11 protein-coding genes are annotated in these 12,503 nt (G+C 71.9%); 2 read left to right on the top strand and 9 right to left on the bottom strand.

From position 1 onward, the window contains the following. Window positions 1–76: 76 nt before the first annotated feature. Window positions 77–877 (top strand): SDR family NAD(P)-dependent oxidoreductase, encoded by an 801-nt coding sequence (locus Q7W82_RS09915; protein ID WP_242156711.1) that lies wholly within the window; start codon window positions 77–79, stop codon window positions 875–877. A 106-nt stretch (window positions 878–983) separates the two neighbouring features. Here Q7W82_RS09915 and Q7W82_RS09910 read toward each other — a convergent pair whose 3' ends face one another. From Q7W82_RS09910 to trpB, 9 genes are all read right to left on the bottom strand, one after another. Further along, complete coding sequence (locus Q7W82_RS09910) at window positions 984–1,427, bottom strand: group 1 truncated hemoglobin (protein WP_242156710.1); 444 nt, start codon at window positions 1,425–1,427, stop codon at window positions 984–986. A 1-nt stretch (window position 1,428) separates the two neighbouring features. Beyond that, entirely contained in the window at window positions 1,429–2,298 is an 870-nt protein-coding gene (locus tag Q7W82_RS09905; RefSeq protein WP_242156709.1) for a DUF3034 family protein, read from the bottom strand. Next, the gene (locus tag Q7W82_RS09900) at window positions 2,295–4,667 is read right to left on the bottom strand and encodes an EAL domain-containing protein (protein WP_242156707.1); all 2,373 of its coding nucleotides are present in this window, start codon (window positions 4,665–4,667) and stop codon (window positions 2,295–2,297) included. The genes Q7W82_RS09905 and Q7W82_RS09900 overlap by 4 nt, the downstream gene beginning before the upstream one ends. Continuing rightward, the gene (locus tag Q7W82_RS09895; RefSeq protein ID WP_242156704.1) at window positions 4,664–5,299 is read right to left on the bottom strand and encodes a methylamine utilization protein; all 636 of its coding nucleotides are present in this window, start codon (window positions 5,297–5,299) and stop codon (window positions 4,664–4,666) included. The genes Q7W82_RS09900 and Q7W82_RS09895 overlap by 4 nt, the downstream gene beginning before the upstream one ends. Window positions 5,300–5,521: 222 nt before the next feature. Next, the gene (locus Q7W82_RS09890) at window positions 5,522–6,460 is read right to left on the bottom strand and encodes a 2-oxoglutarate and iron-dependent oxygenase domain-containing protein (protein WP_242156702.1); all 939 of its coding nucleotides are present in this window, start codon (window positions 6,458–6,460) and stop codon (window positions 5,522–5,524) included. A gap of 117 nt (window positions 6,461–6,577) precedes the next feature. Further along, window positions 6,578–7,921 carry a phosphoglucosamine mutase gene (glmM, locus tag Q7W82_RS09885; RefSeq protein WP_242156700.1) on the bottom strand — a complete coding sequence of 448 codons (1,344 nt, stop codon included), beginning with the start codon at window positions 7,919–7,921 and terminating at the stop codon, window positions 6,578–6,580. A gap of 142 nt (window positions 7,922–8,063) precedes the next feature. After that, window positions 8,064–8,951: an acetyl-CoA carboxylase, carboxyltransferase subunit beta gene (accD, locus tag Q7W82_RS09880; RefSeq protein WP_242156699.1), complete on the bottom strand. Its 888-nt coding sequence runs from the start codon at window positions 8,949–8,951 to the stop codon at window positions 8,064–8,066. Between the two features lie 336 nt (window positions 8,952–9,287). Then, on the bottom strand, window positions 9,288–10,091 hold the full coding sequence (gene trpA / locus Q7W82_RS09875; RefSeq protein ID WP_242156698.1) for a tryptophan synthase subunit alpha: 804 nt from the start codon (window positions 10,089–10,091) through the stop codon (window positions 9,288–9,290). 146 nt (window positions 10,092–10,237) lie between these two features. Further along, complete coding sequence (trpB, locus tag Q7W82_RS09870) at window positions 10,238–11,455, bottom strand: tryptophan synthase subunit beta (RefSeq protein WP_242156697.1); 1,218 nt, start codon at window positions 11,453–11,455, stop codon at window positions 10,238–10,240. A gap of 99 nt (window positions 11,456–11,554) precedes the next feature. Between trpB and Q7W82_RS09865 the strand changes: the two genes are divergently transcribed. Continuing rightward, window positions 11,555–12,448, top strand: a complete 894-nt coding sequence (locus tag Q7W82_RS09865; protein WP_242156696.1) for a LysR family transcriptional regulator — start codon at window positions 11,555–11,557, stop codon at window positions 12,446–12,448. The last annotated feature ends 55 nt before the right edge of the window (window positions 12,449–12,503 follow it).

Genomic DNA, 12,503 nt, shown 5'->3' with positions numbered 1-12,503 from the left:
GCCAAGGGCAGGTATCGCCGCGCCCCGCCCGCCGCCCCGCCCTTCCCCGCCGCCCGCTCCACGCGCAGAGACCGCCATGACCCAGCTTCCCGGCTACGCCCTGATCACCGGCGCCTCCAGCGGCATCGGCCGCGAGATCGCCCGCGAATACGCCCGCCGCGGCGTCCCGCTGATCCTGACGGCGCGCCGCGAGGCACAACTGCAGGCGCTGGCCGCCGAGCTGCGGCCGCAGGTGCCAGTGGAGGTGCTGGTCGCCGACCTGGCCGACCCGGCGGCGCCGGCGGCGCTGGTGGCGGAGCTGGAACGGCGCGGGCTGGCGGTGCGGATCCTGGTCAACAACGCCGGCTACGGCGTGCCCGGCCGCTACATCGCCCAGGACTGGGCGGTGCACGCGGCGTTCCTGCAGGTGATGGTCGGCGCGGTGTGCGAACTGACCTGGCGGCTGCTGCCGTCGCTGCGCGCCAGCGGCCACGGCCGCATCCTCAACGTGGCCTCGTTCGCCGCCCTGGTGCCCGGTGCCGACGGCCACACCCTGTACGCGGCGGCGAAGAGCTTCATGCTGCGCTTCAGCGAGTCGCTGGCCCTGGAGAACGCCGACCGCGGGGTCGGCGTGTGCGCGCTGTGCCCCGGCTTCACCTGGTCCGAGTTCCACGACGTCACCGGCACCCGCGACCAGATGAACGCCCTGCCGCGCTGGATCTGGCTGCAGACCGCGGCCGTGGCCCGCGCCGGCATCGACGGCGCCGAACGCGGCAAGGTGCGGGTGGTGCCGGGTGCGGTGTACCGCGCCCTGCTCGGCCTGACCGCGCTGTTGCCCAATGCCCTGCTGCTGCGCCTGATGGGGCGTGGCTCGCATCGGATCAGGTCGGTGGAATAGCCCGCGACCTGCCGGCCCGGCGAGCGCGGTCCGGTATCGCGCCGCGCAACGCCGGCAGCGCGCCCGCCAGACCCGACGCGGCCTACTCGGGAATGGGTGACACGCCCTAGGGCTGGTTGACGATATCGCCGTGCAGCGGCGCCAGCCTGGCCAGCAACCGGTTCTGCACGCGGCGCGGGATGCCGCGCTGGTCCATCGCCCACACCAGGTCCTCGACCAGCGCGTTGAAGTCCGCCTCGTGGATCGGCAGATGCTGGTGCGCCTGCTTCATCGGCTTGGCGGTATCGGCGCACGGCCCGTCGCTGAGGTGGCAGAACTTCTGCACCAGGCGCTGGTCCAGCATCACGATGTTGACCCGGGCGAAGTGCTGGACGATGCGCGGGTCATCGGCGATGCGCGACAGCAGCGTCTCCACCAGCGCCTCGATGCCGGGCTGGCCACCCAGGTCGGCGTACAGCGTGCGCGGCGGCCGCGGGGCGCTGGCGCAGCCGGCCAGCAGCGCGGCCGTCGCCAGCAGGATCAGGATCAGGACGCGCATCGGCCTGGCCATGTCAGAACGCCACCTGCAGGGAGAGATAGGGCCCACGCTGGTCGCGCAGGGTGGCGACGTCCCCGAGGTCGGCCCAGGCGCCGACCACGGACACGCGCTTGTTCGGGAACCATGCCACGAACGCATCCGCCCAGGCATCCTCGCGGGCGAACCCGAGGTTGTCCGGCTTCTGCCGGTATTCCAGGCCCAGCACCCACGACGGGTCGAGTACCACCGCGACGCTGGCCTCGACCACCAGCCGGTAGGCATTGCCGCGATCGCCGCCGAACCCGAGCAGTCCGGCCTGGTTGGCGCGGGTGGCGCGCAGGGTGCCGTTGACCAGCAACTGGTAGCCGCCGGCCGCGTCCAGCCACAGCTTGGCGGCGCTGAGATAGACGTCGGTGCCATGGTCGGCGCGCGCGCCGACCGCCAACGGCAAGCTGCCGTCGCGCAGCCGCTTGTACTGCACCCCCAGCGCCACCTGCGGCGCGGCGCCGTAGACCAGGTCGCCGCCCAGCCGCAGCTTGGCGCCAATCACGTCCTGGCCGAGCGCATGCCACGGCAGCGCCAGGCGCCGCTGCAACGTGCCCAGGTCCAGGCGCTGCCGCGCCAGCGACAGCTCCAGGCGGTTGCCCAGGGTCAGCGCCGCCCCCTGCACGTCCAGCCGGTAATCGCCGCTGTCCACGTGCGTGGCGAACAGCACCGCGCCGTCCTGATCGCGCGTGCCGTAGCCGGACAAGGTCGCCCACGGCACGATGCCGCCACCGCCGCTGCCTTCCACGCTGGAGGCGCCGCCGGTGGCCAGCAGCCGCCCCTGCCCGGCCCACGCCAGCCCCGGCAGCAAGGCCGCGACCGCCAGCAGCGCGCATCGTGGAGATCGGGGTCGGGTCATCGGGACGTCTCCTCGATCGGGGCCGGCGTGGTCGCACCGTCCTCCGCGCGCCGCGCACACCAGGCCAGCAGCGCCGGCGCATCCAGCGGCGGCGCGTACAGATAGCCCTGCGCCATGTCGCAGCCGTAGCTGCGCAGCAAGGCCTCCGCGGCGGCGTGCTCGACGCCCTCGGCCACCACCTGCAAGCCCATGTGGTGGCCCAGGTCGATGGTACTGCGCACGATCACCGCGTCGTCGCTGCCCGCGGCCAATTGCAACACGAAGCTCTTGTCGATCTTCAGTTCGTGCACCGGCATGCGCTTGAGCTGCGCCAGCGACGAATAGCCGGTACCGAAGTCGTCGATGGACAGGCGCACGCCGCAGCGGCGCAGCTGCTGCAGCATGTGCAGGGCGTGCTCGACGTCGCGCATCAGCGCGCTTTCGGTCAGTTCCAGGGTCAGCCGCGGCGCGGCCAGGCCGTGCCGCGCCAGGCAGCCGCTGACGAAGGCCGGCAGGCCAGGATCGTTGAGGTCCAGCGCCGACAGGTTCACCGCCAGGCCCAGATCCAGGCCCTGGCCGCGCCACTGCGCCTGCAGGCGCATCGCCTCGTCGAGCACGAACTGGGTGAGTTGCTGGATCGCGCCGGAGTGCTCGGCCAGCGCAATGAACTCGTCCGGCCCGATCGGGCCGAGCAGCGGATGCTGCCAACGCAGCAACACCTCCACGTGTTCGACCACGCCGCGCGCCAGGCAGATCTTCGGCTGGAAACGCAGCGACATCTCGCCGCGCGCGATCGCCTGGCGCAGGTCGCCGGTCAGGCGCAGGCGGCGCAGGTGCTGCTCGTCCTGGCCGTCGCGGTACACCGATGCGCCGCCGCCGTGTTGTCGCGCCTGCTGGCGAGCGATGTCGGCGCGGCGCAGCAGGGTGTCGGCATCGGCGCCATGCGCGGGAATCAGCGCGATGCCGATGCTGGCGTCGGCCAGGATCCGCGCCTGCGGCAGGCTCAACGGGTGCCGCAATTGCGCCAGCAGTTCGGCGGCATAGGCCTCCACCGCGGCGGCATCGGTGTGCGCCAGCACTACCATGAATTCGTCGCTGCCAAGCCGGCCGACCCGGTCCGGCGCGCGCACCGCCTGTTCCAGCCGACGCCCGGTATGGACCAGCACCTGATCGGCGAAATCGTGGCCGAAGCTGTCGTTGAGTTCCTTGAAGCGCTCCAGGTCCAGCACCAGCACTGCGGCGGTGCTGGCATCGGCCTGGCAGGCCTCGACCACGGCCTGCAGGTGCTGCAGCAGCGCCGTGCGGTTGGGCAGCCCGGTCAGCGCATCGTGCCGCGCCTGGTGCAGGATGTCCTGCTCGCGGCGGGCGATGCGGCGCTGCATGGCGCCGAAGCTGCTGGCCAGTTCGGTCAGTTCGGCGCCGGCGTGCAGCGGCAGCAGCGCCTGATAGTCGCCGTGCTGGATGCGCCGCGTCGCTGCGACCAGTTGCGCGACCGGGCGGCTGACCCCGCGCGCCAGGAAGATCGCCGCCACCAGCGCGGCCAGCGTGGCCACGCCGGCCAGGATCAGGATGCGCAGCTTCAGCAGGCGGTACGGCGCATCGGCGCGGTCCAGCGAGGCCTGCAGCGCGACCATGACCCGGCCGTCGTCGGACGCCGGCCGCACCCGCAACAGGTAGCGTGCCTGCCCCAGCTGCAGCGGCTGCGCGGCCGCCGGCGCCAGCGGCGTGCGCCGCAGTTGCTGCTGGAACTGCGCGGCGCGCAGCGGATCCAGGGTCGAGGCCAGCACCTGCGGCGCGCCCTGGGTGGTGAAGAAGGTCGCGTCCAGCCCGGTGGTCCCGACGAAGTCCTGGCCGAGCTCGTCGCCGGATTCCCCGCCGATCGCGACCCAGCCGACCCGTTGCGGCGCCAGCACCTGCACCAGCGCCAGACGCATGAGGCGCCGGTCCAGCAGCACGATGCCGACCGCGCTGCCGTTGCGCTGCGCCTGCCGCAGCAGCGGCTGCACCGCACGCAGTTGCTGCGCCTGCGGCAGCGCCGACAGCCCGGCCAGGAACTGGCCGTCGGCCGACAGCAGCAGAGCGCTGGGCGCGCGCACCCGCGCGGCGTGGTTGCGCAGCGCCGATTGCATGGTCGGCACGTCGCCGCTGGTCACCGCGGCGCGGAAGCCGAAGTCGTCGGCGAGCACCGAGGCGGCCTGCAGCAACTGCTCGTCGCGGCGCTGGTCGATGCGCTGCCACACGCGCTCGCCCGTGCGCAATTCGTCGTCCAGTTGCGCGGCGACGCTGCGCTGGGTCGCCACGTGCACCGCCAGGAACGTCAGCGCCTGGGCCGCCAGCACCACCAGCACCAGCAGCGCGGCGATGCGGGTGTGCAACCGCCACGGCTTCATCGGGTCGGCGCCGTCTGGCTGCCGCGGAACTTGTCCTGCAGCGCGCGGATGCGCGGATCTTCCGGGACGACCGGCGCCGGTCCGTGCGTGGCCAACTGCACCGCCTGGCGCAGCGGCGCGCGCGCCACCTGCAGGGGCTGCGCGTAGCCGGCGCCGCTCAGGCGCGGATGCCACACCCGCAGTTCGTAGGCGCCGGGCGGCACCTCCAGCCGCACCTGCGCGTCGGCGCCGGTCACCGCGAAGTACGGGGTGTCCAGCACCACCACGTAGCCGACCATCCAGTCGTGGATGTTGCAGCCCACCGTGACCAGGCCCGCCTGCTCGAAGCGCACCGGCTTGGCGGTACTGCCCTGGTACAGCGGCAGTTCGAAGCGCTTGGCCGGCGAGAAGGAATAGACCTGGTGGCGGATCTGGTCGCTGTTGGGAAAGCGCACCCAGCTGCCGGCCTGCACCGCCAGCACCGCAGGCACGAACTGCGAGTTGACCTGGTCCATCGTCGCCGTCGCCGAGGCCGGCGCGGGCGGGCGCGCCGGCGCGGTCGGTTGCAGGCTGACCACGGCATCGGCCAGCGGACCGGCGGCGTCGGCCACCAGCACCGTGACCGGGGTGGCCGCGGCCGGCAACGCCGCCATGCCCAGTACCACTGCAAGCCAGCGGCGGCGGCCCTGCCGCCAGAACGATCCCGTCCGCCTTGTCATCGCACCCTCGCTACGGGCCCGGCTGGCAGCGCCCGGACCTCCCGGACGGCGCGTCGAGGGCGACCTGCAAGCGATATCGGCCGTGAACGGACCCGGCTTGAGGCCGGCCCTGCCGCCGGACGTCCCGGCGGCGGCACGCAGCGTTGCGGGCGCGGCTTACTTCAGCTTGATCTCGCGCAAGCGCTCTTCCAGATAGCCCTGCGCGGTGATCGGCTCGGGATAGCGGCTGGGGTTGTCGGCGCTGACGCAGGACGGCAGCACGTCGATCACGAAATCCGGGTTCGGGTGCAGGAAGAACGGCACCGAGTAGCGCGGCTGGCGCGCCTGCTCGCCCGGCGGGTTGACCACGCGGTGGGTGGTCGAGGGATACACGTGGTTGGTCAGGCGCTGCAGCATGTCGCCGATGTTGACCACGATGGTGTCGGCGTCGGAGGTGAACGGCACCCACTCGCCCTGCTTGGACTTCACTTCCAGGCCGGCGGCGCTGGCGCCGACCAGCAGGGTGATCAGGTTGATGTCCTCGTGGGCGCCGGCGCGCACGTTGGGGATGTCGTCGGCGGTGATCGGCGGGTAGTGGATCGGGCGCAGGATCGAATTGCCCGAATCGGTCTTGTCGACGAAGTAGTGCTCGGGCAGGCCGATGTGCAGGGCCAGCGCCGACAGCACGCGCGCGCCGAGCTGGTCCAGCGCCTGGTACAGGCCGTAGCCATGTGCGCGGAAGCCGGGCACTTCGCTCGGCCACAGGTTCGGCGGCATCACGGCGCGGTACGGGGAGTCGTCGGCGATCTCGCGGCCGATGTGCCAGAACTCCTTCAGGTCGAAGTGCTTGGAGTCCTTGGCGGTCTCCACGCCGAAGGCGGTATAGCCGCGCGCACCGCCGCTGCCCGGCAGGTGGTAGGTGCGCTTGGTCTCCTCGGGCAGGGCGAAGAACGCCTTGAACACGTCGTAGGCGGCGTCGATCTGCGCCTGGGCGATGCCGTGGTTGCGGATGCCGGCGAAGCCCCACTCGCGGTAGGCCGCGCCCAGCTCGGCGACGAACGCCTCGCGGTCGGTGTCGAAACGGGTGATGTCGAGGGTGGGAATGCGCGCAGTCATGGCAGGAACCGTCATCTCGTAAGAGGGAACAAACGCCGCGCTCAGCGCAGCAGGCGGTACAGCAGGTAGAACGTGATCGCCTTGGCGACGATCACGAAGAGGGCAATGGCGATCGACTCACGCCGCGTCACGGACCGCCTCGGCCAGCGCGTCCAGGGTCTGCCGCATCAGCGCGGCATCGTCGGCCTCGACCGTGACCCGCACCACCGGTTCGGTGCCGGAGGCGCGCAGGAAGGCGCGCCCGCGCCCCTGCACCGCCGCCTGCGCCGCGGCCAGCGCGGTCTTCACGGCGTCGGCCTCGAGTGGGCGCACGCCCGGCTGCAGGCGCACGTTGATCGTCTGCTGCGGCACCGTCTGCAGGCCGGCCAGCGCCTGGCGCAGGGTCTGCCGCGAACGCTTGAGCACTTCCAGCACCTGCAGCGCGCTGACGATGGCATCGCCGGTGGTGGCGCGGTCCAGGCACAGCATGTGCCCGGAGGCCTCGCCGCCGAGCACGCCGCCGTGTTCGACCAGCGCCTGGTGCACGTAGCGGTCGCCGACCTTGGCGCGCAGGAACGGCACCTGCAACGCGGCCAGCGCCCGCTCCAGGCCATAGTTGGTCATCAGCGTGCCGACCACCGGCCCATGCAGGCGGCCGCTGGCCTGCCAGCCGCAGGCCAGCACGTACAGCAGGCCGTCGCCGTCGACCGGGTTGCCCTGGTCGTCGGCCATCAGCACGCGGTCGCCGTCGCCGTCGAAGGCGATGCCCAGGTGCGCGCCGTGCTCGCGCACGTTGGCGGCGAGGTTGTCGATGTGCATCGAGCCGACGCCGGCATTGATGTTGAGCCCGTCCGGCGCCGCGCCGATCGCGATCACCTCCGCGCCCAGCTCGCGGAACAGCAGCGGTGCGATGTGGTAGGTCGCGCCGTGCGCGCAGTCCAGCACCAATTTGAGTCCACGCAGGTCGAAGCCGCGCGGCACGCTGGCCTTGCAGAACTCGATGTAGCGGCCGATCGCCTCGCGCGCGCGCATCGCCTTGCCCAGCCGCTCGGATTCGACGGTGGCGAACGGCGCGTCCAGCGCGGCCTCGATCGCCTGCTCGGTGGCGTCGTCGAGCTTCTCGCCGTGGGCGGAAAAGAACTTGATGCCGTTGTCGTAGTGCGGGTTGTGCGAGGCGCTGATGACGATGCCGGCGTCGGCGCCGAGGGTGCGCGTGAGGAACGCCACCGCCGGGGTCGGCATCGGCCCGAGCAACTGCACGTTGGCGCCGGCCGCCACCAGCCCGGCCTCCAGCGCCGACTCGAACATGTAGCCGGAGATGCGCGTGTCCTTGCCGATCACCACGGTGGGCCGCGCGGTGCCGCCGGCGACCAGCACGCGGCCCAGCGCATTGCCCAGGCGCATCACGAAATCGGCGGAAATCGCCCCCTGCCCGACCCGGCCACGGATGCCGTCGGTGCCGAAGTATTTGCGTTGGCTCATGCGCTGGGGAATCGGGACTGGGGAATCGGGAATCGGGAACAGCCGGAGACGTCAAGGAATCGCGACAAACGCGGGCTTGCCGCGCGACGCAACGCACGCGCGACACCACGATTCCCCATTCCCGATTCCCGATTCCCGGCCCTCATGCCGCCTCGCTCTTCGCCGGGGCCGGCTGGCGCATCATCATCGCCAGTAGGTCGGACAGGCGGTCGCGCAGTTCGCGGCGGTCGCAGATCTGGTCGATGGCGCCGTGCTCGAGCAGGAACTCCGAGCGCTGGAAGCCTTCCGGCAAGGTCTCGCGCACGGTCTGCTCGATCACGCGCGGGCCGGCGAAGCCGATCAGCGCGTATGGCTCGGCGATGTTGATGTCGCCGAGCATGGCGAAGCTGGCCGAGACGCCGCCGGTGGTGGGATGGGTCAGCACCGACACGTACGGCAGGCCGGCCTCGCGCAGGCGGCCGAGCGCGGCCGAGGTCTTGGCCATCTGCATCAGCGAGAACAGGCCCTCCTGCATGCGCGCGCCGCCGCTGGCGGAGAAGCACACGAACGGCGCGCCGATCTTCAGCGCGGTCTCGGCGGCCAGGGCGAAACGCTCACCGACCACCGAGCCCATCGAGCCGCCCATGAAGGCGAAATCGAACGAGGCCGCGACCAGCGGCTGGCCCTTGAGCAGGCCGTGCATCGCCACCAGCGCGTCGTATTCGCCGGTGCTCTTCTGCGAGGCCTTGATGCGCTCGCCGTACTTCTTCTGGTCCTTGAACTTCAGCGCGTCGGTCGGGCCCAGGCGCGCACCGATCTCGGTCGGCGCGGTGTCGGCGTCGAACAGCGCGGCCAGGCGCGCGCGCGCGCGGATCGCCATGTGGTGGCCGCACTTCGGGCACACCTCCAGGTTCTCCTCCAGCTCCGGCCGGTACAGCACGGCGCTGCAATTGGGGCACTTCTCCCACAAGCCTTCGGGAACGCTGCGCTTCTTGCTGGGCGTGCTGTCGGTGCGAATGCCCGAAGGCATCAATTTGCTGAGCCAACTCATGCGATGTGACGATCCATTGGGCGGCCGCGAGAGCCGCAGAGGGGCGACAGTCTAACTCGGTCCCCCGCTGGCCTGCAGACGGTGGCGCATGGAGCGGCCAGGCCGGCCGGCACCGGCACGGCTGCTGCCAGGGCACCTGTCGGGGCTCGCCCATTGCCAGACCTGCGGCGCCGCCTCCGCCCTCCCGGGCAGCCAACAACGTTCCATCCCAACGGCCTGCACGCGCCACCGGCCGGCGAGGCGTGGGCCGCACGCACCCGCGCGCCGCGAATGCGGCATCGCCGCAAACGCGAACGCCCGCGCATGGCGGGCGTTCGGTTATGTACCGGGCGTCGCTCAGCCGGCGTCCAGCGCCTGCCGCAGCGGCACCAGGAACGCCAGGGCCGCCTCGCGCGCGGCCTGCGGGCTGGCGGCCTCGGCCAGCGCCGCGACCAGCGCGCTGCCCACCACCACGCCGTCGGCATCGGTGGCCATGGCCTTGGCGCTGGCCGCATCCTTGATGCCGAAGCCGGCCACCACCGGCACCGGGCAGCACGCGCGCAACTGGCGCAGGCGATCGCCAGCGGCGCGGGTATCCAGCCGGTCGGCACCGGTCACGCCGGCGAAGCTGACGTAGTACAGGTAGCCACGCGCCGCATCGCACAACAGGGCGATGCGCGCATCGCTGGTGGTCGGCGAAGCCAGCACGATCAGGTCCAATCCCGCGTCGGCGAAGATCGCCAGGGTCTCGGCCGATTCCTCCGGCGGCAGGTCGACCAGCAGCACGCCATCCACGCCGGCCGCCACCGCTTCTTCGGCAAAGCGCGCCGTGCCGTGGATCTCCACCGGGTTGAGGTAGCCCATCAGCACCACCGGCGTGGTCGCGTCGTCGCGGCGGAACGCACTGACCGTCTCCAGCACGTAGCGCAGGCCGGCGCCGCGCGCCAGCGCGCGCTCGGAACTGCGCTGGATGGTCGGGCCGTCGGCCATCGGGTCGGAGAACGGCACGCCCAGTTCGATCACGTCGGCGCCGGCCTCGACCAGCGCATGCATCGCCGGCACGGTCGCCTCCAGCGACGGATCGCCGGCGGTGAGGAAGGGAATCAGGGCCTTGCGGCGTTGGGAATCGAGTCGGGCAAAGGTATCGGCGAGGCGGTTCATGGGGGACCTATGCACCCCTCTCCCGCCGGGAGAGGGGTGGGGTGAAAGTTAAGAGGCGAAGCGGTGCGGAGTTTGGGGACGGGGCTGCGCCCGCACCCGCATCCGGCGCTCCGCGCCACCTTCTCCCGAAGGAGAAAGGTCAAGCGTTACAGCGTCAGCCCTTCACGCGCGGCGATGGTGTGCACGTCCTTGTCGCCGCGGCCGGACAGGTTGCACAGCACCAGCGCGTCCTTGGGCAGTTCGCGCGCCAGCTTGATCGACTGCGCCACGGCGTGGCTGGACTCCAGCGCGGCGAGGATGCCCTCGGTATGCGCCAGCAGGTGGAACGCGGCCAGCGCCTCGTCGTCGGTGATGCCCTGGTAGACGGCGCGGCCGCTGTCGGCCAGGAACGCGTGCTCCGGCCCCACGCCCGGGTAGTCCAGGCCGGCGGACACCGAATGGGTTTCGATGATCTGCCCGTCGTCGTCGCAGATCACATAGGTGCGGTTGCCGTGCAGCACGCCGGGACGGCCGGCGGCGATCGAGGCGGCGTGGCGGCCGCTGCCGATGCCGTCGCCGGCGGCCTCGGCGCCGTAGATCTTCACCGAGGCGTCGTTGAGGAAGGCATGGAACAGGCCGATGGCGTTGCTGCCGCCGCCGACGCAGGCGCTGATCGCATCCGGCAGGCGGCCGTAGTCGCGCAGCATCTGCTCGCGCGCCTCGCGGCCGACGATGGCGTTGAAGTCGCGCACCATGCGCGGATACGGATCGGGGCCGGCGACGGTGCCGATGATGTAGAAGGTGTCCTGCACGTTGGTCACCCAGTCGCGCATGGCCTCGTTGAGCGCGTCCTTGAGCGTGGCCGAGCCGGAGTGCACCGGCACCACCGTGGCGCCGAGCAGCTTCATCCGGTAGACGTTGATCTTCTGCCGCTCGATGTCGGTGGCGCCCATGTACACCACGCACTCCAGGCCCAGCCGCGCGGCCACGGTGGCGCTGGCCACGCCGTGCTGGCCGGCGCCGGTCTCGGCGATGATGCGGGTCTTGCCCATGCGGCTGGCCAGCAGCGCCTGGCCGATGGTGTTGTTGATCTTGTGCGCGCCAGTGTGGTTCAGGTCCTCGCGCTTGAGCAGGATCTGCGCGCCGCCGACTTCGCGGCTGAGCCGCTCGGCGTGGTAGATCGGGCTGGGCCGGCCGACGTAGTGGGTCAGGTCCTTGTCGTAGGCGGCGATGAAGGCCGGATCCTGGCGCGCGGCGTCGTAGGCGGCGGCCAGTTCCTGCAACGGGCCGATCAGGGTCTCGGCGACGAAGCGGCCGCCGTAGCGGCCGAAATGGCCGGCGGCGTCGGGATAGGCATGGAAGTCGCTGACGGGAACAGAGGACATGGCGCAAACCGGAGGGCAACAGGACAGGCCTGCACTTTAGCGCACACGTCGGCGCACAAAAACCGATAAAGTCTGACGCAAATCGTCAGGAAAACTCACATGACCAGCACACGCCGCCTGCCCTCGCTCAACGCCGTGCGCGCGTTCGAGGCCGCCGCGCGGCTGCGCAGCGTCGGCGCCGCGGCGGCGGAACTGCATGTCACCCATGGCGCGGTCAGCCGCCAGGTGCGGCTGCTGGAACAGGAACTGGGGCTGCCGCTGCTGCAGCGCGACGGCCGCGGCATCCGCCCGACCGCCGCCGGCACGCGCCTGTGCGAGGCCGCCGGCACCGCCTTCGCGCAGTTGCACGAGGCGGTGGCGGAGTTGCGCCGTCCCGCGCGCCCGGCCGCGCTGGTGCTGGGCTGCCCCGGCAGCATCCTCGCCCGCTGGATGATCCCGCGGCTGCAGGCGCTGCAGCGCGACCTGCCGGCGCTGACCCTGCACCTGTCCGCGCACGAAGGCGACTTCGCCGTCGACCTGGACGGCCTGGACGCGGCGCTGCTGCTGGGCCAGGCGCCGTGGCCGGCGGACTGGCAGGTCCGCGTGCTGGCGCCGGAGCGGATCGGCCCGGTGCTCAGCCCCACCCTGCCGCAGGCGCCAGCCCTGGCCACGGCCGCGCCGGCGGCGCTGCAGGACCTGCCGCTGCTGCATACGGTGTCGCGCCCGCAGGCGTGGCCGGCCTGGGCCGAGGCACAGGGACTGGCGCCGGCGCAGTTGCGCTACGGCACCGGTTTCGAACACCTGTACTACCTGCTGGAGGCGGCGCTGGCCGGGATCGGCGTGGCGATCGCGCCACAGCCGCTGGTCGCCGACGACCTGGCCAGTGGCCGCCTGCTGGCGCCGTGGGGCTTCGTCGCCACCGGCGGGCAGTGGGCGCTGTGCACGCGCCGCGAGGTGCAGGACCCGCGGGTCGACGCGCTGGCCCAGTGGCTGACGCAGGAGCTGCAGCGCTGAGGTCAACGGGACGCCGATGACGCCGCGACCGCCTGCCTGCCCTGCTGCCGCGACG

This window comes from Xanthomonas indica, from assembly GCF_040529045.1.
Lineage (GTDB): Bacteria > Pseudomonadota > Gammaproteobacteria > Xanthomonadales > Xanthomonadaceae > Xanthomonas_A > Xanthomonas_A indica.
This window is presented reverse-complemented; position numbering and strand designations above follow the sequence as displayed.

Excerpts from the sequence above, each read along its gene's own strand:
- Q7W82_RS09915 (WP_242156711.1), top strand. The coding sequence starts at position 77 with ATGACCCAGCTTCCCGGCTACGCCCTGATCACCGGCGCCTCCAGCGGC.
- Q7W82_RS09910 (WP_242156710.1), bottom strand. The coding sequence starts at position 1,427 with ATGGCCAGGCCGATGCGCGTCCTGATCCTGATCCTGCTGGCGACGGCC.
- Q7W82_RS09905 (WP_242156709.1), bottom strand. The coding sequence starts at position 2,298 with ATGACCCGACCCCGATCTCCACGATGCGCGCTGCTGGCGGTCGCGGCC.
- Q7W82_RS09900 (WP_242156707.1), bottom strand. The coding sequence starts at position 4,667 with ATGAAGCCGTGGCGGTTGCACACCCGCATCGCCGCGCTGCTGGTGCTG.
- Q7W82_RS09895 (WP_242156704.1), bottom strand. The coding sequence starts at position 5,299 with ATGGCGGCGTTGCCGGCCGCGGCCACCCCGGTCACGGTGCTGGTGGCC.
- Q7W82_RS09890 (WP_242156702.1), bottom strand. The coding sequence starts at position 6,460 with ATGACTGCGCGCATTCCCACCCTCGACATCACCCGTTTCGACACCGAC.
- glmM (WP_242156700.1), bottom strand. The coding sequence starts at position 7,921 with ATGAGCCAACGCAAATACTTCGGCACCGACGGCATCCGTGGCCGGGTC.
- accD (WP_242156699.1), bottom strand. The coding sequence starts at position 8,951 with ATGAGTTGGCTCAGCAAATTGATGCCTTCGGGCATTCGCACCGACAGC.
- trpA (WP_242156698.1), bottom strand. The coding sequence starts at position 10,091 with ATGAACCGCCTCGCCGATACCTTTGCCCGACTCGATTCCCAACGCCGC.
- trpB (WP_242156697.1), bottom strand. The coding sequence starts at position 11,455 with ATGTCCTCTGTTCCCGTCAGCGACTTCCATGCCTATCCCGACGCCGCC.
- Q7W82_RS09865 (WP_242156696.1), top strand. The coding sequence starts at position 11,555 with ATGACCAGCACACGCCGCCTGCCCTCGCTCAACGCCGTGCGCGCGTTC.